The 21,393-nt window shown below is 65.1% G+C and carries 19 protein-coding genes and 1 riboswitch; of the genes, 11 read left to right on the top strand and 8 right to left on the bottom strand.

Features of this window, described 5'->3' with window-relative positions; all coding sequences use genetic code 11:
• Window positions 1-11: 11 nt before the first annotated feature.
• On the top strand, window positions 12-2,033 hold the full coding sequence (locus XH93_RS28020) for a pyrroloquinoline quinone-dependent dehydrogenase (RefSeq protein ID WP_194469962.1): 2,022 nt from the start codon (window positions 12-14) through the stop codon (window positions 2,031-2,033).
• A gap of 162 nt (window positions 2,034-2,195) precedes the next feature.
• On the opposite strand, the gene XH93_RS28015 is transcribed toward XH93_RS28020, so the two are convergent.
• Window positions 2,196-2,888, bottom strand: a complete 693-nt coding sequence (locus XH93_RS28015) for a helix-turn-helix transcriptional regulator (RefSeq protein WP_194469961.1) — start codon at window positions 2,886-2,888, stop codon at window positions 2,196-2,198.
• A gap of 303 nt (window positions 2,889-3,191) precedes the next feature.
• On the opposite strand from XH93_RS28015, the gene XH93_RS28010 reads away from it, so the two are divergent.
• Together XH93_RS28010 and XH93_RS28005 are read left to right on the top strand one after the other, a co-directional pair.
• The gene (locus XH93_RS28010) at window positions 3,192-3,644 is read left to right on the top strand and encodes a DMT family transporter (protein ID WP_210241785.1); all 453 of its coding nucleotides are present in this window, start codon (window positions 3,192-3,194) and stop codon (window positions 3,642-3,644) included.
• A gap of 275 nt (window positions 3,645-3,919) precedes the next feature.
• On the top strand, window positions 3,920-4,213 hold the full coding sequence (locus XH93_RS28005; protein WP_194469960.1) for an HdeA/HdeB family chaperone: 294 nt from the start codon (window positions 3,920-3,922) through the stop codon (window positions 4,211-4,213).
• A gap of 323 nt (window positions 4,214-4,536) precedes the next feature.
• Here XH93_RS28005 and XH93_RS28000 read toward each other — a convergent pair whose 3' ends face one another.
• Together XH93_RS28000 and XH93_RS27995 are read right to left on the bottom strand one after the other, a co-directional pair.
• Window positions 4,537-5,001, bottom strand: a complete 465-nt coding sequence (locus XH93_RS28000; RefSeq protein WP_194469959.1) for a PaaI family thioesterase — start codon at window positions 4,999-5,001, stop codon at window positions 4,537-4,539.
• 257 nt (window positions 5,002-5,258) lie between these two features.
• On the bottom strand, window positions 5,259-6,734 hold the full coding sequence (locus XH93_RS27995; protein WP_194469958.1) for an amidase: 1,476 nt from the start codon (window positions 6,732-6,734) through the stop codon (window positions 5,259-5,261).
• Between the two features lie 146 nt (window positions 6,735-6,880).
• Between XH93_RS27995 and XH93_RS27990 the strand changes: the two genes are divergently transcribed.
• The 3 genes from XH93_RS27990 (at window position 6,881) to XH93_RS27980 (ending at window position 7,752) form a co-directional block, all read left to right on the top strand.
• Entirely contained in the window at window positions 6,881-7,012 is a 132-nt protein-coding gene (locus XH93_RS27990; RefSeq protein WP_139484761.1) for a peptidylprolyl isomerase, read from the top strand.
• Window positions 7,013-7,098: 86 nt separating this feature from the next.
• Window positions 7,099-7,419 carry a hypothetical protein gene (locus XH93_RS27985; RefSeq protein ID WP_194469957.1) on the top strand — a complete coding sequence of 107 codons (321 nt, stop codon included), beginning with the start codon at window positions 7,099-7,101 and terminating at the stop codon, window positions 7,417-7,419.
• A 102-nt stretch (window positions 7,420-7,521) separates the two neighbouring features.
• Window positions 7,522-7,752 (top strand): hypothetical protein, encoded by a 231-nt coding sequence (locus XH93_RS27980; protein WP_139484763.1) that lies wholly within the window; start codon window positions 7,522-7,524, stop codon window positions 7,750-7,752.
• Window positions 7,753-7,832: 80 nt separating this feature from the next.
• Here the strand turns inward: XH93_RS27980 and XH93_RS27975 are convergent, their stop codons facing one another.
• Complete coding sequence (locus tag XH93_RS27975; protein ID WP_139859926.1) at window positions 7,833-8,039, bottom strand: hypothetical protein; 207 nt, start codon at window positions 8,037-8,039, stop codon at window positions 7,833-7,835.
• A 914-nt stretch (window positions 8,040-8,953) separates the two neighbouring features.
• Between XH93_RS27975 and recA the strand changes: the two genes are divergently transcribed.
• From recA to XH93_RS27955, 4 genes are all read left to right on the top strand, one after another.
• Window positions 8,954-10,042 (top strand): recombinase RecA, encoded by a 1,089-nt coding sequence (gene recA, locus XH93_RS27970; RefSeq protein WP_139484768.1) that lies wholly within the window; start codon window positions 8,954-8,956, stop codon window positions 10,040-10,042.
• Between the two features lie 113 nt (window positions 10,043-10,155).
• Window positions 10,156-11,160: a hypothetical protein gene (locus XH93_RS27965; RefSeq protein WP_194469956.1), complete on the top strand. Its 1,005-nt coding sequence runs from the start codon at window positions 10,156-10,158 to the stop codon at window positions 11,158-11,160.
• An 18-nt stretch (window positions 11,161-11,178) separates the two neighbouring features.
• On the top strand, window positions 11,179-12,171 hold the full coding sequence (locus XH93_RS27960) for a hypothetical protein (protein WP_194469955.1): 993 nt from the start codon (window positions 11,179-11,181) through the stop codon (window positions 12,169-12,171).
• 26 nt (window positions 12,172-12,197) lie between these two features.
• Entirely contained in the window at window positions 12,198-13,184 is a 987-nt protein-coding gene (locus XH93_RS27955; protein WP_246799314.1) for a hypothetical protein, read from the top strand.
• Between the two features lie 58 nt (window positions 13,185-13,242).
• Here XH93_RS27955 and XH93_RS27950 read toward each other — a convergent pair whose 3' ends face one another.
• From XH93_RS27950 to gcvT, 4 genes are all read right to left on the bottom strand, one after another.
• Window positions 13,243-13,680, bottom strand: a complete 438-nt coding sequence (locus XH93_RS27950) for a thioesterase family protein (protein WP_194469954.1) — start codon at window positions 13,678-13,680, stop codon at window positions 13,243-13,245.
• A gap of 195 nt (window positions 13,681-13,875) precedes the next feature.
• Window positions 13,876-16,749, bottom strand: a complete 2,874-nt coding sequence (gene gcvP, locus XH93_RS27945) for an aminomethyl-transferring glycine dehydrogenase (RefSeq protein ID WP_194469953.1) — start codon at window positions 16,747-16,749, stop codon at window positions 13,876-13,878.
• Window positions 16,750-16,759: 10 nt separating this feature from the next.
• Entirely contained in the window at window positions 16,760-17,125 is a 366-nt protein-coding gene (gene gcvH / locus XH93_RS27940; protein ID WP_139484772.1) for a glycine cleavage system protein GcvH, read from the bottom strand.
• A 9-nt stretch (window positions 17,126-17,134) separates the two neighbouring features.
• A complete protein-coding gene (gene gcvT, locus XH93_RS27935; RefSeq protein ID WP_194469952.1) occupies window positions 17,135-18,280 on the bottom strand; it encodes a glycine cleavage system aminomethyltransferase GcvT in 1,146 nt (381 codons plus the stop codon).
• Between the two features lie 140 nt (window positions 18,281-18,420).
• Window positions 18,421-18,511, bottom strand: a riboswitch (glycine riboswitch).
• Window positions 18,512-18,712: 201 nt separating this feature from the next.
• Here gcvT and alaS point away from each other — a divergent pair.
• Window positions 18,713-21,385 carry an alanine--tRNA ligase gene (gene alaS, locus XH93_RS27930; RefSeq protein WP_194469951.1) on the top strand — a complete coding sequence of 891 codons (2,673 nt, stop codon included), beginning with the start codon at window positions 18,713-18,715 and terminating at the stop codon, window positions 21,383-21,385.
• Window positions 21,386-21,393: the final 8 nt, after the last annotated feature.

The following is a 21,393-nucleotide window of genomic DNA, read 5'->3' as shown; positions in this document are numbered from 1 at the left end:
TGGAGGATGCGATGCGATCGCTGGTTCGCCTGCTCGCTCTGCTGCTGCTGTGCGCGGAGCCCGCGCTCGCTTGGGAATATTGGGGCGGCGACCGCGAAGGCACGCGCTTCTCGCCGCTGAACCAGATCACGTCCGACAATGTCGCCACGCTGGTGCGTGCCTGGGATTTCCGCACCGGCGATCTCGATGTTCGCGCGCCCGAGCTGATGAAGCGCACCAAGTTCGAGGCGACGCCGCTGTTCGTCGAGGACAGCCTGATCTTCTGCACGCCGTTCAACGAGGTGATCGCGCTCGATCCCGGCACCGGCGCGCAGAAATGGCGCTACGATCCCAAAATCTCGACCGCGCAGCGCCCGGCCAATCGCTATGTCTGCCGTGGCGTCGCCTATTGGGTCGACGATCGCGCACCTGAAGGCGCCGCGTGCCGCTCGCGGATCTTCACCGGCACCAACGACGTGCGCCTGATCGCGCTCGACGCGAAGAGTGGAAAGCCATGCGCGGATTTCGGCAATGGCGGCGAGATCCGGATCGACGCGGGGATGAAGCTGGAATGGCCCGGCGAATTCCAGATCACCTCGGCGCCGGTGACCGGCCGCGGCGTCGTGGTGGTGGGCTCGGCGATCGCCGACAACCGCAGGGTCGATGCGCCGCTCGGCGCGGTGCGTGCCTATGATGCGCGGACTGGCGAAAAGCGCTGGAGCTTCGATCCGCTCGTGCATGACGGGATCACGGCCGGCCACAGCAATGTCTGGGCGCCGATGTCGGTGGACGAGGCGCGCGGGCTGGTGTTCCTGCCGACGACATCGCCGAGCCCGGACTTCTGGGGCGGCCAGCGCCCGGGCAACAACGAGCACGCCAACTCGGTGGTGGCGCTGCGGATCGAGAGCGGCGAACTGGCGTGGGCGTTCCAGACCGTGCATCACGACGTCTGGGACTACGACCTGCCGGCGCAGCCGACCTTGGCGCGGATCGACACCGGCGCGGGCATGCGCGACGTCGTGATCCAGCCGACCAAGCAGGGCTTTGTGTTCGTGCTCGACCGCGACACCGGCAAGCCGGTGTGGCCGGTCGAGGAGCGCGCGGTGCCGCAAAACGGCGCCGAGGGCGAAAAGCTGTCGCCGACGCAGCCGTTTCCGACCCACGTGCCGCCGCTGCTGACGCAGCGCATCCGCCCGACTGACGCGGCCGGCATGCCGGGCTTCGAACGCCCGGCATGCGAGACGCTGTTCGGACAGTCCAGCAATGACGGCCTCTACACGCCGCCATCGACGCGGGGCACCGTGATCTATCCGATGACCGGCGGCGGCGTGAACTGGGGCAGCGCGGCGTTCGATCCGGTCAACCAGATCCTCTATGCCAATGTCAGCCACGCCGTGCAGATCGTCACGCTGATCCCGCGCGACCAGGCCAAGGGCTTCAATCCGCCGCCGGGCCATGATTTCGGCCGCCAGGAGGGCACGCCGTTTGCGATGACGCGGGCGGTGGCGAAGTCGCCGCTCGGCTCGCTCTGCAACCAGCCGCCCTGGGGCGAGACGGTGGCGGTCGATCTGAAGGCCGGCAAGATCCTCTGGCATGCGACCGTCGGCACCAGCGAGGATCTGGCGCCGCTCGGCATCGCGCTCAACACCGGCACGCCGCTGGTCAATGGCGTCGTCATCACCGCCGGCGGGCTGGTGTTCACCGGCGCGATGGACGCCTATCTGCGCGCCTTCGATGCCAGATCCGGCCGCGAGCTGTGGCTCGGCCGGCTGCCGGTGCCGGGCGTTGCCAACCCCATGACCTATCTCTGGAAGGGCGAGCAGTATGTCGCGATCGGCGCCGGCGGCCATTCCGAGGCCGGCGCCTCGATCGGCGACAGCGTGGTGGCATTCCGCCTGCCGCGCGCGGGCGAGGGCGCCCCGCTGTGGTCGCGCATCATCGACCGTCCCGGCGGGCGGTTCACCGTCAAGGCGGTCGCCGGCGGCGTCGTGCTCGTCGTCCTCGTTGGGTTGTTGTGGCGCTGGCGGCGGCGCCGCCGCATGCGATCCGCCTAGCAGAACGCTCCGCCGCAGGGGCGTCCTGTCAAAATGCCAAAAAACAACCCCATGCAAAGTAGCCGCGGCTGCCGGCGTTCGACATGGCGGCTGTTCGACAGGCGGCTTGACACGTCGGGCAAGTCAGGGGTATTCTTCCAATATTCCGAAATTGTGCTTTCGCTAGACGGTCACGCCGAACTGCTCCCTGAAGCCTTTGATGCCAAGGGGCGTGATTGCAATGGCTCGCGTGCCGGGCAGGCGCCGTACCCAGCCCAAATCGAAGCAACGTGTGGCGAATGCCGCGGCGACGGCGCCACCCAAGTGTGGCCTTTGCTCACTCCAGTCGAGGCACGATCGGCAAAATTGACGCTTCGAGCCTTGTACCGCCGCCAGGTCGATGCCGAAATCGGAAAGCGACCTCGTCCCACGTGCCGTAAGGAGACCGCCATCCCTCGAAAGCACGATCAGCTTCCGCTTTATGAAGGCCTGGGTCAGCCCCACTCCTAATTTTCCGGCAAAGTGGTCGTAACAGGTTCGCGCATCGCGCAATGTCTGCTCACGCTCCGAGAGCGCATGCGAGCGCGACGGACGCACCGCGGTTATCGCAATCGCCATCACCGCTTCCAGCGCTTGCCCTACAAGCGGTCCCGCCAGTCGGAAATACCGGTTACGACCTCGCCTCTCGGGAGTGATCAACTGACCGTCCGTCAATTTCGCCAGATGCCAACTCGCAGTCTGCGGAGTAACGCCCGCAACTCCCGCCAGTTCGGTCGCACTGTGGCTACAACCATCCAGGAGCGTACAGAGTATCACCGCGCGCGCCTGGTCGCCGATGATGTCCCCGACTTCCGCCAGCTTGTTGGGACTGCTCATGACCGGAGTGTACGGAGGTCACGCAGGAATAGTCCAGAGATTATGCTTCGAGCGCGGTCGAAGTAAATCCGGTTGCGACACATGCGAGGTCGGCGCATCCAATGTCCAGGACACGCGGGATTCGTCGACGAGTCGTTTTTGTCGTCCGTGCGAGGAATGCCGAGCCACGGAGGGCGAAGCAATGATCGAATATCGAGGCCACGCAGAGCCGCGAAGCGGCCCGGCGATCGAGAACGACACGCCACACAATATCGTCTCAGATCTCCAAGGAGCCGCCCGGTGACATCGCTACGGAGCAACAACATGACGTCCGCATCTGGTACTTTTCTGCTCTCCTTTCTCATGCTTGTGACCGGAGTCTGCATTCCGATCATGGCCGCGTGGAACTCGAGGCTTGGCTCCGAGCTCGGGAGTCCCTGGGCGGCCGCCTTCATTCTTTTCGTTCTCGGCTCCATCGTCTGCGGTATTGCCATGATCTTCCTTGGCTTGCCGAAGCACGACTGGTTCAGCGCGACACCGCTCTATTACGCAGGCGGACTGGTTGTCTCTCTGTACATCCTGGGGATCACCTGGACGGCGCCGCGCATCGGCGTTGCCAACGCCGTGTTTTTCGTGCTGCTCGGGCAGATTGCGTCGGCCGCGCTCATAGATCAGTTCGGTGCGTTCGGTGCGCTGAAGTCGTCGCTCACCACGACGCGTATCATTGGCATCGCGTTCATGCTCGTTGGAACATTTCTCGCACGACGTATCGCATGATGCCGGCGCGGCGAGCCTCAGTGCCGGGTGAATGGATCGGCGCACGAGCTTTTGCCAAATTGAAAACAGGAATCGGAGCGGCGCGGAGCCGTTCGTGCCGTCACAAATCGGAAACACGAATTCTCAATCCGCGCATCGAAGCGACGTTCGGAGCAGTGTGTGGGATGCCTCACTTGCTCCGGCCGCGGTGTCTCGCTTACGACTCCGCGTGCAGAAGCGCTGGGGGCTCTCGGCGATCTGTTGTTTTCAGAATCCTTTGCTGACGGAGATTTCCGATGAAGACCACGGCCTCGATCCTGCTTGCCGCCGCGCTCGCGCTGTCGTCCGCGCCCGCCAATGCCACCGTGCTCGATCTCTCGACCATGAGCTGCAAGCAGTTCGTCGAAGGCGGCGACGACACCATCAAGATGGTGCTGGTCTGGATGGACGGCTGGTACAAGGGCGATTCCGACGAGGCGATCATCGACACCGACGTGTTCGTCGAGAACGCCAAGAAGTTCGGCACCTATTGCGGAAAGAACCCGACCATCAGCATCGTCAACGCCGCCGAGGCGGTGCTCGGCAAGTAAACTTGGAGGGGCGTCCCGGCGGGACCCATAACCATCGAAGGTCATGGTTACTCCGTCATCCTGAGGCGCGAGCCTCTTCGGCGAGCCTCGAAGGATGAATCGGCCCCGATGCAGCCACGCGGCCACGAGCCGGGCCGTCGACCCTTCGAGGGCCGCTGAAGAAGCGGCCACCTCAGGGTGACGGTGTTAGTTTGCTCAGCTTGCTCGGTGTCATCACCCGGCTTGACCGGGTGATCCAGTATTCCAGAGACGGGAGTGCTTGAGCCGGTAGGCCGCGGCGTACTGGATCGCCCGGTCGAGCCGGGCGATGACAGCGGTGGGTCCTATCCCGGCAGCATCGCGAATGCGCTCGAGACCATTGCCACCGGCTTGTTGTCGGTGGCGGAGAGCAGCGTGACGCGGCCGAAGCTCATGGTGCGGCCGAGGCGGACCACGCGGGCGTCGGCGAGCACGTCGGAGGCGGTCACCGCGCGCATGAAATGCGTGGTCTGGTCGACCGTGGTCATCGCGCGATAGCCCTTGTTGGCGGCGAGGTTGGCGATCACCATCGCGGTGTCGGCGAACGCCATCAGCGCCTGGCCGCTGACGGTGCCGCCGCTGCGGCAGAGCCGCTCGGAGAACGGCAGCCGCAGCACCGCGCCAGGCTGCCAGTCGGCGCCGCCGCCCGCAGGGGCTGCGAAGTCGAACTGCTCGACCGCCAGATTGAGATCCTGCACCCACGGCGCAAAGATCTCGCCGAGCGCGCGCCGCGCGTCCTCGATCCCGAATTCACCGGCCTGCTGCTGCATGACTTCCGTTCCCTCTGAACTGTTGCGCGTGATCTATTCTAGCGCGGGACGGCAAGCAACGGACTCCGTTTACCTCGCCCCGCTTGCGGGGAGAGGTCGAAATTCAAGCGCAGCTTGAATTTCGGGTGAGGGGGAGTCTCCGCGAGTCCAACTGCCGCCATGTTGTGTGGAAGCAGCCCCTCACCCCAACCCTCTCCCCGTAAGAACGGGGCGAGGGAGCGCAGCGCCGTCGCCGTTCGACCCAACCTCACCTCGCTCTAGTCGCGCGTGACATGCACGCGCGGCGTCTTGCCGTCGTTCCATTTGCCGCCGATCGCGCGTTCGATCTGGGCGGCGAGCTGCAGCAGCAGCCCGTCATCGGCCTGCTTTCCGATCGCCTGGATGCCGAGCGGCAGGCCGTGCTCGTTGGTCGCGAGCGGCAGCGAGATCGCGGGGATGCCGCAGAGATTGGCGAGCGGCGTGAAGGCGAAGTTGCGCCAGAGATTGCCGAACCAGTCCAGCACCGACGGATTGTCCGAGATGGTGAGATATTCCGTGGTGCCGACCTTCGGCGTCGGCAGCGCCGTGATCGGGGTCAGGATGATGTCCCAGTCCTCGAAGAAGGCGCCGAAGCCGCGTGACGTCGTGTTGAAGACGGCCTGCATGCGGGCGCGATCGGCGAAGCTGGTGTCCTTGCCGTGCTCCCAGATCCGGATGTTGATCGGCTCGATCAGCTCCGCCGGCGGGCGCTCAAGTCCACGCGCCGCCAGCATGTTGCCGATCACCACCGCGAAGTTGCTGATGTAGCAGGTGGTCTGCGCCGCGAACGCCGCCTGGTAGTCGATCGCGGGCAGGGCGTAATCGACCTGATGGCCGAGGTCCTCGAGGAAACGTCCGACCCGTGCGAGCTCGGCCGAAATATGCGGCGTTGCGCGATAGTCGCCCCATTGGTGCGACAGCGCGATTTTGAGCCGGGCAGGGTCGCGCGCGATCATCGCGGTATACGGCTCCGCCGCGCTCCAGTACGGCATGAACTCGCCGGGCGCGCCGCCGCGGCAGGCGTCGACGAAGGCCGCGGTGTCGCGCACCGAGCGCGACTGGCAGCCCTGGATCGAGACGAGGCCGGTGAGATCGGACAGATGCGGCGCGATCGAGAACACGCCGCGCGAGACCTTCAGCCCGATATTGCCGTTGACGCCGGCGGGAATGCGGATCGAGCCGCCGCCGTCGGTGGCATGCGCGATCGGCACCGCGCCGGCCGCGACCATCGCCGCGCTGCCGGCCGACGAACCGCAGGTGGTGTAATCGGTATTCCAGGGATTGCGCGTGACGTAGACCGCGGGGTTTTCCGCCGAGCTGCAGACCCCGAACTCCGGCGTGGTGGTGCGGCCGATCAGATTGAGGCCGGCCTTGCGCAGCTTCGTCGTCAGGAATGTGTCTTCACTGGCGCGGTTGCCGCGCATCATCAGTGAGCCCATCTCCTGCAGCCGGCCCTTCAGCGTCGGGCCGAGATCCTTCATCAGGAACGGCAGGCCGGCGAACGGACCATTGAGATCGGCGCCGTCGCGGGCGGGGTCGGCGATGACGTCGTCGAACAGCTCGACCACGCCGGACAGCGTGCCATCGACCCTGGCTGTGGCGGCTGCGGCCTGCGCGGCCAATTCCCGCGGCGTCAATTCACCGTTCCTGACGCGCGCGGCGAGCGCCGTCCCGTCATGCCGCGCCCACTCGTCCCAGCTCATCGCCAAAGTCATGCCGTCGATTCCTTTTCTGCTTTGTTTCGTAACTGTAATTTGCGCTGGCGCAGGGTCAAATCAGCGCTCCGGGGGCGGGGCGCAGGGGCTTGAAAATGCCCCAGTTCTGGGGCCCTATGGCCGCCTGTTCAGGGGATGGGGTCGTCATGTTCCGTCGATTGGTGATGCTGGGCGGCGTGATCGCAATCGGGCTCGCGCTCAGCGGCTGCACCAAATGCGGTCCGATCTGGGACGACTGGATGCAGTCGCCGAAATCCTGCAAGTCAGACCATCTTTGAGGTCTCAAGCGCCCTTGGCAAGGCGCGCTTGGCGACGGCTTTTTGGCGGTGATATACCCCCCACGGAAATGCAAGGGAGCGCCCTTATGAGAATTCTGAGCGCGGTCGCGGTCGCGGTGCTGCTGTCGGCGCCGGCCTATGCGCAGATGCCCAACGTCAACCTGATGCCTGAGGTCAAGACCAAGACCCAGGAGGAGAAGGATCAGGACGCCGCCAACCAGAAGGCCTACCAGGAATCGCTGCGCAAGATTCCCGACGCCAAGACATCGGCCGACCCCTGGGGCGCGGTGCGCAACGACGCGCCGCCGAAGAAGGCCGCCGAGCATCCCGCCAAGCCGAAGACCAAGTCTGGCAGCACAGCGTCCGGCAGCGCGGCGTCCGGCAATACGGCGCAGCGCAGCCAGTAGCGTCCGGCGGCCGTTCCCGCATCGCGCGTCCCGCAGACTCGGATTCCGCCGGCGCCGGCCCTATATATTAGGGACGTCGTCAGTTGGTCCGGATTAGCGACAATGGTCTCTCGCCCGCGCGATCTCGCCAGCCGGATGGCCGCCCGGCGCAAGCCGGACGACGGCTATCTGCGCGAGACCTTCACCCTGCCGCGCGATCAGGCGCGCTCGCGGGCGCGCGACTTCCTGAACCGCTACCCGAAGGCCGCTTATATGAGCGCGGTCGAGAGCTGGCGCGAACTGCCCGGCGGCGACATCGAGTTCACAATGCGGCGGCTGGCCAGCGCCGACTGAAGGCGCCCTTGTCCTTGTTTTGACGCGTTTTCTTCACGCGAACCGGTATCCACTTCGCTCGAAAACGCTCTCATTCCGTTTCAGTCCTTGTCGCCGTTGCTGCGGGCCTGCTCGCGCCCGAGCTGCTTCAGCTCGCGGTCGATCCGCAGCTGCACCCGGCGGATCGCCAAGAGGTCGAGCTTTGCCTCGGTCTTGCCCGTGAAGACCCGGTTCCCGATCTGGAAGCGCCATTTCCAGACGCCGGCCATCACTTGGGTGACGCTGTATTCGATGCCCTTGTGGATCATCTGAAACTTCCCCAGCGACTCAGGGCGGCACTCGGTAATTAAACTATAAGTTGTATCTATAAAGCAAAACCCGCAAAGCGACAATGTTATGGAAATTCCGTCCGGGACCCGTCCCGGATCCATCTGCTGGCGGCATCGTTGCCGCTTCCGGCGCGCCAATTCACGCCGGCCAGCATTGCTGTGACGAACACCGCTGAAATCCGCGTGTTCCACCGAGGTTTAAGTAGTTTTTCGGGCTCTGGAACTTTGTTCTAGCCCGGAGAACTACGGACCGCGGCGCGCCGGCACGGCCGCGCGCTGCCGGACAGCCGCTGGGCTGTCGGAACCGGACGCGAGGCGCGCCGTGACGATGAGGAGGGCACGCCGCAGTCCAGGTGGGAGGCGGGCCGCCAACCGGGCCGGCCTTAACCATGTCCGTCGGTGCAGTGATTCTACGGACTCGCCAGAACCGCGCCGGCGGGGTTAGGTAAACGAAGTGTTGACGCACTAATTCTGTGACCAAATCATAATTTTGGATTTTGGGTCAAAGGGGCCGCCCTTGAGCGGCCCCTTCATTTTTTCGGAACTCCGTTCACCCGCGGAGAATTCCGGGACTACCGGGTGCGCCGGCTGAGAACGTCTTGCGTCCCATAGCCAATGATGTGGCCAGAACATTCACCAAGCCGTCTCAGTAGCTCTACCGAGAACAACGGCTAACCCTTGGTTGCTGCTGGGTTAATGGCAATCCAGGCCGCTCCGAAAAGCAAAGCAGGACGCTGTGGATGGAGGCCGGCCGGCGTTTACTTGTTCGAAAGAACATATTGCGAACATAGAACAAACGTGGTACACAGTTCCTCATCAACAAAAGCCTGCCACCCGATCGCATCGTCCCGTTTTCCCGCTAGCGAATCCCCGCCATAAGGAGCACATCCCAAATGTCCGCCACCGCACTGCGTATCGTCGAAGGATCCTCCATGGACAAGTCCAAGGCGCTCTCTGCCGCGCTCTCCCAGATCGAGCGTCAGTTCGGCAAGGGCTCGGTGATGAAGCTCGGCAAGAACGACCGTTCGATGGACGTCGAGACGATTTCGTCGGGATCGCTCGGGCTCGATATCGCGCTCGGCGTCGGTGGCCTGCCGAAGGGGCGGATCGTCGAGATCTACGGGCCGGAATCCTCGGGCAAGACCACGCTGGCGCTGCACACCGTGGCGGAAGGCCAGAAGAAGGGCGGCATCTGCGCCTTCATCGACGCCGAACACGCGCTCGACCCGGTCTATGCCCGCAAGCTCGGCGTCAACATCGACGAGCTCCTGATCTCGCAGCCCGACACCGGCGAGCAGGCGCTGGAAATCGCCGACACCCTGGTGCGCTCCGGCGCGGTCGACGTGCTGGTGATCGACTCGGTGGCGGCGCTGGTGCCGAAGGCCGAACTCGAGGGCGAGATGGGCGATGCGCTGCCGGGCCTGCAGGCCCGCTTGATGAGCCAGGCGCTGCGCAAGCTCACCGCCTCGATCAACAAGTCCAACACCATGGTGATCTTCATCAACCAGATCCGCATGAAGATCGGCGTGATGTACGGCTCGCCGGAAACCACCACCGGCGGCAACGCGCTGAAATTTTACGCTTCCGTCCGCCTCGACATCCGCCGCATCGGCGCCATCAAGGAGCGCGACGAAGTGGTCGGCAACACCACCCGCGTCAAGGTGGTGAAGAACAAGCTGGCGCCGCCCTTCAAGCAGGTCGAGTTCGACATCATGTACGGCGAGGGCGTCTCCAAGATGGGCGAGATCCTCGACCTCGGCGTCAAGGCCGGTCTGGTCGAGAAGTCCGGCGCCTGGTTCTCCTATGACAGCCAGCGGCTCGGCCAGGGCCGCGAGAATTCCAAGGCGTTTTTGCGCTCCAACCCCGACATCACCGCGAAGATCGAAGCCGCGATCCGGCAGAACTCCGGCCTGATCTCCGAGCAGATCCTGGCCGGCACGCCCGAGAGCGACGCCGACGGCGATGAGCCGACCGAAGAGTAAGCCTCCAGGCCGCATAAGTTCGCTGCAAGCGGGCGCTGAGGACGTTGAGTTGCCGACGTCTTCGGCGCCCGTTTCGTTTTGCGCGGGATGTTGGGATGCTGAATGAGCGGCCGATGAAGCGTTTGATTTTGACCAGTTCGTCCGGCACCGAATTGGACCGTGCGGGGGTTGCCGCGAGCGTCGTTTCAGTCTGGTTTCGGTTCGTCTGGGGACCGTTGCCGTCACCGCAGAAACTGGACGCCTATTTCGGCGCGGGAAGCGATCAGAGTCCTGGCGATCAGAGCCTTGGCGATCAGAGCCCCGGCGATCACTGGTCCGATTGGTTTCCCCGGAGTCGCGAGCGCGACGCCGTCAGGCATCTTACGTTCATCGAGTATTGCGCCTCATTCGATCGCATCGAGCTCTGGTTCGATCCCGACCCGAACGATCAATTGCAACTGGCTTGCTTGCTCGATCATGTCCGATCGCATCCCGAGACGGTGGCCAAGTTGGAATTGCGTCTGGTCGGCTTCGATCTGATGATGATAGAGCCGACGTGGAAGGGGTGGAGCGAAGTGCCGCTGGTCAAGGTCCGGCCGGCGCATGTCGAAGCCGCCAGCAAAGTGTGGCGGGCGTATCGCGCCTCGACCCCCGAAGCCAGCTTCGACGTGCTCCAGCATGACCTGAGCGCGTTTCCCTTGCTGCGGCCCGCGCTGCTCGACCTGCTTCAGGAGCTTCCGTGGAGCGGATCGGGACTTGGTGCAACCGAAATGCGGCTGCTCGAACTGATCGGGGCGGGCTTCATGGGCACCAATACGCTGTTCTACCTGCGCGGCTTTCGCCAGCGCGGCGTGTTCAACGATAAGGAAATCGGCACGCTGCTCGAGGGCCTGGCGCACGGGCCGCAGCCGGCAATCGCCGGACTCGATGACGAGTTGCGCGTCATCGACCCGGAAAATCGACGCGCTCGCGTGGAAGCCTATCGGCGAAGCCGCTTGACCGTGACCGAATTCGGCAAGGCGGTCCTCGCCGGCGGGGAGGACCTCAGCCGCCACAATCCGATCGACCGCTGGTGGGGCGGCACCCATCTCACCAACGACAATCTCTGGCGCTGGAATTTGGCGCTGACCAAATCGTAGCGGAGCCGATTGAGGATCATGTCCAGGCTCATCCTCACCTTTACCGATAGCGGCGCCGGCGACCTGAAGACAGCGAGGCTCGCGGATTGCGTGATCGGTATTGAGCATCGCTTCGTTTGGGGGCGGCCGCCCGCATCGGACGAACTCGATCTCTCGCTCTCGCGGCGCCCGATCGAACGCCACGACCCGTCACCTCACTGGCTGGACAATCTCACCGGTGCCCCGTTTGCGGACGCGCGTGATCACGGCCTTGGATTGATCGAATTCTGCGAGCGCTTCGATGCGGTCGATCTCTGGGTCGATCCCGATCCCAATTCGCAATTGCAACTGGTCTGGCTGCTGGACTTTTTGCGTCCGCACCCGAACATCACGTCCAAGCTCGCCATTCTGCCGGCGGACTGCGTCATTGGCGATCAACCGCCGAGCGACCTGGCCACGCGACAGCTGGGGCTTGCTCCTGTCCATAGCGATCACCTCGACATCGCCAGCGCGGCGTGGGCGGCCTGGCGCGCGCCGACGCCGGAATCCTGGTTCGGTCTGTTGCAGCAGGATTTGGGCGAGCTTCCGCGCCTGCGGGATTCGGTCATTGCGCTGCTGGAAGAGCTTCCCTTGCGCAACTGCGGAGTAGGCGCGACGGAAATGCGCATGCTGGAGCTGATCTCGGCGGGATATTTGCATCCGTACGACCTGTTTCCCGGTCACGAGAAACCCAACGAGCGGTGCACGTTCGGCTACTGGGAGGTTGGAGCCCTGCTGGATGGATTGGCCCGGTGTTCGATGCCTGCCGTATCGGGCCTCGACGAGGGGCCTTTCGACCTTGCCATGCACGATGCGCCCGATCGTCACGAGCGCTACAGCCGAAGCCGGCTTGCACTGACTGAACTTGGCAAGGCGGTCCTCGCCGGCGCCGACGATTTCAGCCGCCACAATCCGATCGACCGCTGGTGGGGCGGCACGCATCTCACCAAGGACAATCTCTGGCGCTGGAATTTGGCGCTGACCAAATCGTAGCGTCGTCAAACTGAACGAGCGGTGCCGTGACAACTCTGATCCTGGCGACGGACGACATCGGGTGCGACAGACTCAGGCGAGCCGGAAAGGCGGACGTTGTCATCAGCCTGAGGCATCGGTTTGTTTGGCGAAAGCTGCCATCCCCATCGGAGCTTGCAGGTTCGCTGGAGGCGCGTTCGGCAAAACATGGCGTGCTCGGCTCGCATTGGCTCGACGATCACCGTCCAAAGCGGCTTGAACCATTCAGCAAGGACCTCGGCCTGATCGAGTTATGCGCCCGCTGTGACAGCATTGAGCTGTGGGTCGATCCCCGGCCCAACGACCAATTGATTCTGATCTGGCTGCTTGATGTTCTGATGCCGAACCGGGACATTCTGTCACGACTCAGCATCGTCCAGACCGACGCCGAGACCGGCAACTTTCTGCCTGAAAGCCTGGCAGAATGGCAATTGCCGAAACTGCCAGTAACTGACGACCGTCTCAGGCTGGCAAGCCGGGCTTGGCGCGCCTATCGCGCGCCGACGCCCGAGCCTTGCTTCGCTCTCCTCATGGAGGACCTTGCTGCGATTCCGCGGCTTCGTGCCGCGCTCATTGCGCTTCTCGAAGAGATTCCCGGATCGCGGACCGGGTTGGGTGCGACCGAGTACAGGATATTGGACCTGGTGTCCGACGGTTGGGAAAAGCCGACAGGACTTGCCTCCGAAACGTATCGGAGGTGCCCGGTTTTCAATTTCCGGGAGATTGAATCTGTGCTGGATGGTCTCGCTTATTGCCCGACACCGGCTCTCTCAGGATTCAACAGCGAGCTCGAAGCACCCGATGATGTCAAGGCCCGGTACGAGCGACACTTATGGAGCCAGTTGTCGTTGACTGATTTCGGCGAAGAAGTGCTGGAGCATGAGCTGGATTTCAGCCAGTACAATTCAGTGAAACGCTGGTGGGGCGGCACCGAGCTGACCAACGATCGGCTCTGGCGCTGGGATCCCGATAGCCGCGCCTTGCTCGCCCCCTAGGCTTGGCGAAGGCCGCAAGGCCAACTTCAGCGCAACGACAGATTTGTCCGTTGACGTGCTACCCCTCCGCCAGCGCCTTCTCCCGGCTCGCGATCAGCGCCCGCAAGTCGTCGGTCACCGCGACCGGTTTGTGGGTCTTCTGGTCGGTCGCGACCCAGATGATCTCGCCGATTGCGCGCAGGTCGTCCGAGCCTTTGGCGAAGATCGCGAGCGCAAGGTTGATCGAGGAGCGGCCGATCCGCGCGACGCGCACGCAGACCTCGATGTCCTCGTCAAAGCGGATCGGCGCCTTGTATTCGACCACCGTCTTCACGGTGTGGAAGTCGATGCCGGTGCGCGCGACCTCGCCGAGATAGTCGTAGCCGAGCGCGCGAAAATACTCCGTGATCGCGGTGTCGAAGTAGGTCAAATAGTGGGCGTTGAACACCACGGCCTGCGCGTCGACCTCGGAATAGCGGACGCGGAACGGGAAATGAAACCAGAATTCCTCGCGCATGGCTCCTCCTGCCGCGGCTTCGTTGGCCGCGTAATCAGCCGGACGTTATGATAGCAGAATGATAGCAGATCGTAGGATGGGTAGAGCGAAGCGAAACCCATCAATTGCATCCGCGCGGTGAGATGATGGGTTTCGCCAACGGGGGCCGCGCGCGGCGCGGACCCGTTGGCTCTACCCATCCTACAACATGTCCCGCTACTCCGCCGCCTGGGCGTAATCCGCGACCGGCGGGCACGAGCACACCAAATTGCGATCGCCGTAGACGTTGTCGACGCGGCCGACCGGGCTCCAGTATTTGTCGGAGCGCGACACGCCGGCGGGGAAGCATCCCTCGGCGCGGCTGTAGGCGCGATCCCAGCCATCGTCGGCGATGTCGTGCACGGTGTGCGGGGCGTGGCGCAGCGGCGAGGCCTCGATCGTCCAGCGGCCTTTCTCGACCTCCGCGATTTCGTTGCGGATTGCGATCATGGCGTCGCAGAAGCGGTCGATCTCGATCTTGGATTCCGATTCGGTCGGCTCGATCATCAGCGTGCCGGCGACCGGAAAGCTCATGGTCGGGGCGTGGAAGCCGTAGTCGATCAGCCGCTTGGCGATGTCGTCGACGGTGACGCCGCTGGTCGTCTTCAGCGGCCGCGGATCGACGATGCACTCATGCGCGACGCGGCGCTTCGCGTTGCGGTACAGCACCGGGAAGTGCGGCTCGAGCCTTTCAGCGATGTAGTTGGCATTGAGGATCGCAACTTCTGTGGCACGCGTCAGCCCTTCGCCGCCCATCATCAGGATGTAGATGTAGGAGATGGTCAGGATCGACGCCGAGCCGAACGGCGCCGCCGACACCGGGCCGATCGGATGCGCAATGTCGGCGTCGGTCGCGGGATGGCCGGGGAGGTAGGGCGCCAGATGAGCCTTGACGCCGATCGGGCCCATGCCGGGGCCGCCGCCGCCATGCGGGATGCAGAAGGTCTTATGCAAATTGAGATGGCTGACGTCGGCGCCGTAATCGCCGGGCCGCGACAGCCCGACCTGCGCATTCATGTTGGCGCCGTCGAGATAGACCTGTCCGCCATGCGCGTGCACGACCTCGCAGATCTCGCTGATATGCTCCTCGAACACGCCGTGGGTCGACGGGTAGGTGATCATGACAGCCGCGAGATTGGCGGAATGCTTTTCCGCCTTGGCGCGGAGATCATTGACGTCGACGTCGCCGCGCGCATCGCACGCCACCACCACGACATCCATGCCGACCATCGCAGCCGACGCCGGGTTGGTGCCGTGCGCGGAGGAGGGGATCAGGCAGACTTTGCGGTGCGGCTCGCCGCGTGCCAGGTGATAGCCGCGGATCGCAAGCAGCCCGGCATATTCGCCCTGCGCGCCGGAGTTCGGCTGCAGCGACACCGCGTCATAGCCGGTGATGTCGCACAGCCACTGCTCCAGCCGCTTGAACAGCGCGTGATAGCCCTTGGCCTGATCCGCCGGCGCGAACGGATGCAGCTGGCCGAACGCCGGCCAGGTCAGCGGGATCATTTCCGTGGTGGCGTTGAGCTTCATCGTGCAGGAGCCGAGCGGGATCATCGCGCGGTCGAGCGCGAGGTCGCGGTCTGAGAGCTTGCGCATGTAGCGCAGCAGCTCGGTCTCCGAACGATGGGTGTTGAACACCGGATGGGTCAGGAACGCGCTGCTCCGCTTCAGATCCTTCGGCAGCGCCTCGCGCGCGGTCGCCTCGATCTCGGCAAAGACGAGCTTGCCGCCGAACACCCGCCATACGGTTTCGACCGTCTCCGGCGTCGAGGTCTCGTCGAGCGCGATGCCGAGCGTGGTCTCGCCGATCCGCAGATTGATCCGCTCCGCCAGCGCGCGCGCGATCAGCTCGTGCTGCTTGGCGCCGACCTCGACGGTCACGGTGTCGAAGAAGCTCTCGCTGGTTGGGCCAAAGCCGAGCTTGCGCAGGCCCGCGGCGAGCACCGCGGCGCGGCGATGCACGCTGCGCGCGATGTGGGTCAGGCCCTCGGGGCCGTGATAGACCGCGTACATCGAGGCGATCACGGCGAGCAGCACCTGCGCGGTGCAGATGTTGGAGGTCGCCTTCTCGCGGCGGATATGCTGCTCGCGGGTCTGCAACGCGAGGCGATAGGCCGGCAGCCCGCGCGAATCCACCGACAGGCCGACGATGCGGCCGGGCAGCGAGCGCTTCAGCGCGTCACGCACCGCCATGTAGGCGGCATGCGGCCCGCCATAGCCCATCGGCACGCCGAAGCGCTGCGCCGAGCCGACCGCGATGTCGGCGCCGAGCTCGCCCGGCGAGGCGAGCACGGTCAGCGCCAGCAGGTCGGCCGCGACGATTGCCAGCGCGCCTTTGGCGCGCAGCGCGGCGATGGCGGGCTTGAGGTCGCGCACCGCGCCCGTCGTGCCCGGATATTGCAGCAGCGCGCCGATCACGTCGGCCTTGTCGAGCTCGGTGAGGGGATCGCCGACCACCAGCGCCCAGCCCAGCGGCGCGGCGCGGGTGCGCATCACCGCCAGCGTCTGCGGATGCACCTCCCTGTCGACGAAGAACAGCTTTGACTTCACCTGCGAGTGCCGCTCGGCGAGCGCCATCGCTTCCGCCGCCGCGGTCGCCTCGTCGAGCAGCGAGGCGTTGGCGACATCGAGCCCGGTGAGATCGCAGATCATGGTCTGGAAATTGAACAGCGCTTCCAGCCGGCCCTGGCTGATCTCGGGTTGATACGGCGTATACGCCGTGTACCAGGCCGGGTTCTCCAGGATGTTGCGCTGGATCACCGCAGGCAGGATGGTGCCAGAATAGCCCTGGCCGATCAGCGAGGTGAACACCTGGTTCTGGTTCGCAAGCTCGCTCATGTGGGAGAGCGCCTCGGTCTCGCTCAGCGCGCGCCCGAGATCGAGCGGCGCCTGCTGCCGGATCGAGGCGGGCAGCGTCTCGCTCATCAGCATCTGCAGGCTCGCAGCGCCGACCGTCTCCAGCATCGCGTTGATGTCGCGCGGCGAGGGGCCGATGTGGCGGCGGACGAAATCGGTGGCGGCTTCGTTGATCGGCTTGAAGGGTGCGTTCATGGCATCATCCTCAGGCGGTGTGCGCGGCGTAGGCGGCCTCGTCCATCAGGCCGCCGAGCTCGCTCTTGTCCGATATCTTCATCTTGAAGAACCAGGCCTTGCCCGCGGCGTCCGAATTGACCAGCGCCGGCTCGGCGACGAGCGTGTCGTTGACCTCGACCACCTCGCCGGTGATCGGCGCATAGACGTCGGAGGCCGCCTTCACGGATTCGACCACGGCGGCGGCTTCGGCCTTCTTCAGGCTGCGGCCGACCTTGGGCAGCTCGACGAACACGACGTCGCCGAGCTGCGATTGCGCGTAATCGGTGATGCCGATGGTGGCGACGTCACCCTCGATGCGGAGCCATTCGTGGTCGGACGTGTAGAGCGTCGTCATTGTTGATCCTCAGCGTTTGTAGGTATTGGGAACGAAAGGCGTGGCGGCGACCTTGAGCGGCAGCCGCTGGCCGCGCACTTCGGCGAAAACGGTAGTGCCTGTGACGGCGAGTGATGTCGGCAGATAGCCCATCGCTACCGGCGCATTGAGGCTCGGGCCGAAGCCGCCCGAGGTCACCTTGCCGATCGGCTCGGTAGAGGTCGGATCGGCAAACAGGACGGCGCCTTCGCGCACCGGGGCGCGGCCGTCCGGCCGCAGCCCGACGCGGCGGCGCGATGCACCCTGCGCGAATTGGGCGAGGATCTTGCCGGCGCCGGGAAAGCCGCCGGCGCGCCCGCCGCCGCTGCGGCGGACCTTTTGCACCGACCATTCCAGCGCGCCCTCGACCGGCGTGGTGGTGGTGTCGATGTCGTGGCCGTAAAGGCACAGCCCGGCCTCGAGCCGCAGGCTGTCGCGGGCGCCGAGCCCGATCGGCAGCACGTCGGCATTGTCGAGCAGCGCGGTCACAAGCGTCTCGGCCTTGTCCGCCGGCACCGAAATCTCAAAACCGTCCTCGCCGGTATAGCCGGAGCGCGAGACGAAACAGTCGATGCCGGCGACGCGGCGCGGGCCGGCATCCATGAATTTCATCGAACCGACATCCGGGCAGAATTTCGCAAGCGCCGCTTCGGCCTTCGGCCCCTGCAGCGCGATCAGCGCGCGGTCGGCCAGCGACACGATCTCGCAGGCGTCGGAAAGATGCGCGCGCAGATGCGCCTCGTCCTCGTCCTTGCAGGCGGCGTTGACCACCAGGAACAAATGATCGCCGAAATTCGCGACCATGAGGTCGTCGAGCAGCCCGCCGTCCTCATTGGTGAATTGCGCGTAGCGCTGCCGTCCCGGCGCGATGCCCAAAATATCCTGCGGCACCAGCGTCTCCAGCGCGAGCGCGGTGTCCGCGAGCTTGCCGGATTTCGGCCGCAGCGCGAGCTGGCCCATGTGGGAGACGTCGAACAGCCCGGCGTTGCTGCGGGTGTGGAGGTGCTCCTTCAGCACGCCGGCGACGTATTGCACCGGCATGTCATAGCCGGCGAACGGCACCATCTTGGCCCCACGCGCGATGTGCAGCGCATGCAGCGGGGTCTGTTTCAGCGGAGAAGTTTCGGGTGCACGCATCACAGGGCCCTCGCGGTTCCCGCGGGGACCTATTTCCCCTTGAGAAACCTGCAGAAAGCCCCATCTGTCGCTTTGCCTGAGAGTATTATCCCGTCGGCGGACGCATCGGGGTCGAACCCCAGCGCCTCTTTCCAGATGTCAGACGTCACGCGGTCCTTTTGCCTGAGAGTTTCCGGGGCGGTTGCTCCTTCGGCGCCGGCGGTAGGGCCGGTCTCTCCCGACGTGACGGGGTAACAGATAAGATGGAAACACGACGCCACCAAGGCTGTCAACGCAGCCGCAGCAACTATCCCATGTGGTGTTGTGTGCTGCGGCAAGCTTATGATCCGCCTGCACAGTTTCTGGACACCGCCGCCCGCAATGTCTAAAAGCGTTCGGCCGGAAAAATACGGTATTTTGCGCCCGACCGGCCCATTTTCCGATTGGATGAACATGAGCAGCGTCAACGACATCAGGTCGACATTTCTGAACTACTTCAAGGACAACGGCCACGAGATCGTGGCGTCGTCACCCTTGGTGCCGCGCAACGACCCGACCTTGATGTTCAACAATGCCGGCATGGTGCAGTTCAAGAACGTCTTCACCGGGATCGAGAAGCGTCCCTATCAGCGCGCCACCACGGCGCAGAAATGCGTGCGCGCCGGCGGCAAGCACAACGACCTCGACAATGTCGGCTACACCGCGCGTCATCTCACCTTCTTCGAGATGCTCGGCAACTTCTCGTTCGGCGATTACTTCAAGGAGCGCGCGATCGAGCTCGCCTGGAACCTGATCACGAAGGAGTTCGGGCTGAGCAAGGACAAGCTGCTGGTCACCGTCTACCACGACGACGACGAGGCGGCGGGCCACTGGAAGAAGATCGCCGGCTTCTCGGATGACCGCATCATCCGGATCGCGACCTCGGACAATTTCTGGGCGATGGGCGACACCGGTCCGTGCGGGCCGTGCTCGGAAATCTTCATCGATCGCGGCGAGCACATCTGGGGCGGGCCTCCGGGCACGCCGGAAGAGGACGGCGATCGCTTCCTGGAATTCTGGAACCTGGTGTTCATGCAGTACGAGCAGGTGACGAAGGAGGAGCGCGTCGCGCTGCCGCGTCCCTCGATCGACACCGGCATGGGACTGGAGCGGATGGCCTCCATCCTGCAGGGCGTCGAGAGCGTGTTCGAGAGCGACCTGTTCCGCAACCTGATCGATGCGGCATCGTCGGCGCTCGGCCATGGGCCGAACGCGCAGAACGTGGCGTCGTACCGGGTGATCGCGGACCATCTGCGTTCGTCGGCTTTCCTGATCGCCGATGGCGTGCTGCCGTCGAACGAGGGCCGCGGCTATGTGCTGCGCCGGATCATGCGCCGCGCGATGCGCCATGCGCAGCTGCTCGGCGCCAGCGAGCCGCTGATGCACCGCCTGGTCTGGGCGCTGGTCCGCGAGATGGGCCAGGCCTATCCGGATCTGGTGCGCGCCGAGAAGCTGATCGAGGAGACGCTACGGCTGGAAGAGACGCGGTTCCGCAAGACCCTGGTGCGCGGATTGTCGCTGCTCGACGAGAAGAGCGCCGGCCTCAAGAAGGGCGACATGTTCGATGGCGACACCGCCTTCACGCTGTACGACACCTATGGCTTCCCGCTCGACCTGACCCAGGACGCGCTGAAGTCGCGCGGCATCAGCGTCGACCAGGCGGCGTTCAGCGACGCGATGGAGCGCCAGCGCATCAAGGCGCGTGCGTCCTGGGCGGGCTCCGGCGAGGCGGCGAGCGAAGCGATCTGGTTCCCGCTCCGCGAGAAGCTCGGCGCGACGGAGTTTCTGGGCTACGAGACCGAGAGCGCGGAAGGCGCGGTGACGGCGCTGGTCAAGGACGGCGCCGAGGTCGACAGCCTCAAGCAAGGTGAGACCGGCGCGATCCTGCTGAACCAGACGCCGTTCTATGCGGAGTCCGGCGGCCAGGTCGGCGACATCGGCGTGCTCACCGGCGAGGGCGTCACCTTCCGCGTCACCGAGACGCAGAAGAAGGCCGGCGATCTGTTCGTGCATCTCGGCACGGTGGAGCAGGGCACGCTGAAGATCGGCACCGCGCTGCAGCTCGAGGTCGACCACGCCAGGCGCTCGTCGATCCGCGCCAACCACTCCGCGACGCACCTCCTGCACGAGGCGCTGCGTCAGGTGCTGGGCGATCACATCGCGCAGCGCGGCTCGCTGGTCGCGCCCGACCGGCTGCGCTTCGACTTCGTGCATCCGAAGCCGATCACGCCGGAAGAGCTTGCCCGCGTCGAGGACATCGCCAACGACGTCGTGCTGGAAAATGACGAGGTCACCACCCGCATCATGGCGGTGGACGACGCGCGCGAGGCCGGCGCCCGGGCGCTGTTCGGCGAGAAGTATGGCGACGAGGTCCGCGTCGTCTCGATGGGCAAGTCGGCCCGCGCGCACGGCCAGAACGCGCTCGGCTGGTCAGTCGAACTGTGCGGCGGCACCCATGTCCGCCGCACCGGCGATATCGGGTTGATCTCGGTGACCAGCGAAAGCGCGGTGGCGTCGGGCGTGCGCCGCATCGAGGCGCTCACCGGCCGCTACGCGCGCAAGCATGCCAACGACACCATGGCGCTGGCCAAGTCCGCGGCGCAGGAGCTGCGCACCTCGGTCGAGGACGTGCCGGCGCGCATCGCCGCGCTGGTCGAGGAGCGCAAGAAGCTCGAGCGCGATCTGTCGGACGCCCGCAAGAAGCTCGCGATGGGCGGCGGTGCCGCGTCGAACGGCGCGGGCGCCGGGGTCCGCGAGGTCGGCAACGTCAAGCTGCTGGCGCGCGCGGTCGAGGGCGTCGAGACCAAGGATCTGAAGAGCCTGGTCGACGACGGCAAGAAGCAGATCGGCTCCGGCGTGGTCGCCATCGTCGGCGTCACCGAGGACGGCAAGGCCGGCATCGTGGTCGGGGTCACCGCCGATCTCACCTCGCGCTTCAACGCCGTCGAGCTGGTGCGCAAGGGCTCCGAAGCTCTCGGCGGCAAGGGCGGCGGCGGCCGGCCCGACATGGCGCAAGCCGGCGGCCCCGACGGCGCCAAGGCCAGCGCCGCATTGTCGGCGATCGAACAGGCGATGGCCGGCGCCTGACGGAGAGG

This window comes from Bradyrhizobium sp. CCBAU 51753, from assembly GCF_015291565.1.
Lineage (GTDB): Bacteria > Pseudomonadota > Alphaproteobacteria > Rhizobiales > Xanthobacteraceae > Bradyrhizobium > Bradyrhizobium ivorense.
The sequence above is the reverse complement of the archived record's forward strand: the minus strand, read 5'-3'. Positions and strand labels throughout refer to the sequence as shown.

Coding starts and splice junctions, on each gene's coding strand:
- XH93_RS28000 (WP_194469959.1), bottom strand. CDS start 5,001: ATGCAGCAGCAGGCCGGTGAATTCGGGATCGAGGACGCGCGGCGCGCG.
- gcvH (WP_139484772.1), bottom strand. CDS start 17,125: ATGACGACGCTCTACACGTCCGACCACGAATGGCTCCGCATCGAGGGT.
- recA (WP_139484768.1), top strand. CDS start 8,954: ATGTCCGCCACCGCACTGCGTATCGTCGAAGGATCCTCCATGGACAAG.
- XH93_RS27985 (WP_194469957.1), top strand. CDS start 7,099: ATGAGAATTCTGAGCGCGGTCGCGGTCGCGGTGCTGCTGTCGGCGCCG.
- XH93_RS27965 (WP_194469956.1), top strand. CDS start 10,156: ATGAAGCGTTTGATTTTGACCAGTTCGTCCGGCACCGAATTGGACCGT.
- alaS (WP_194469951.1), top strand. CDS start 18,713: ATGAGCAGCGTCAACGACATCAGGTCGACATTTCTGAACTACTTCAAG.
- XH93_RS28015 (WP_194469961.1), bottom strand. CDS start 2,888: ATGAGCAGTCCCAACAAGCTGGCGGAAGTCGGGGACATCATCGGCGAC.
- XH93_RS28005 (WP_194469960.1), top strand. CDS start 3,920: ATGAAGACCACGGCCTCGATCCTGCTTGCCGCCGCGCTCGCGCTGTCG.
- XH93_RS27975 (WP_139859926.1), bottom strand. CDS start 8,039: ATGATCCACAAGGGCATCGAATACAGCGTCACCCAAGTGATGGCCGGC.
- XH93_RS27980 (WP_139484763.1), top strand. CDS start 7,522: ATGGTCTCTCGCCCGCGCGATCTCGCCAGCCGGATGGCCGCCCGGCGC.
- gcvT (WP_194469952.1), bottom strand. CDS start 18,280: ATGCGTGCACCCGAAACTTCTCCGCTGAAACAGACCCCGCTGCATGCG.
- XH93_RS28010 (WP_210241785.1), top strand. CDS start 3,192: ATGACGTCCGCATCTGGTACTTTTCTGCTCTCCTTTCTCATGCTTGTG.
- XH93_RS27950 (WP_194469954.1), bottom strand. CDS start 13,680: ATGCGCGAGGAATTCTGGTTTCATTTCCCGTTCCGCGTCCGCTATTCC.
- XH93_RS27960 (WP_194469955.1), top strand. CDS start 11,179: ATGTCCAGGCTCATCCTCACCTTTACCGATAGCGGCGCCGGCGACCTG.
- XH93_RS28020 (WP_194469962.1), top strand. CDS start 12: ATGCGATCGCTGGTTCGCCTGCTCGCTCTGCTGCTGCTGTGCGCGGAG.
- XH93_RS27995 (WP_194469958.1), bottom strand. CDS start 6,734: ATGACTTTGGCGATGAGCTGGGACGAGTGGGCGCGGCATGACGGGACG.
- gcvP (WP_194469953.1), bottom strand. CDS start 16,749: ATGAACGCACCCTTCAAGCCGATCAACGAAGCCGCCACCGATTTCGTC.
- XH93_RS27990 (WP_139484761.1), top strand. CDS start 6,881: ATGTTCCGTCGATTGGTGATGCTGGGCGGCGTGATCGCAATCGGGCTC.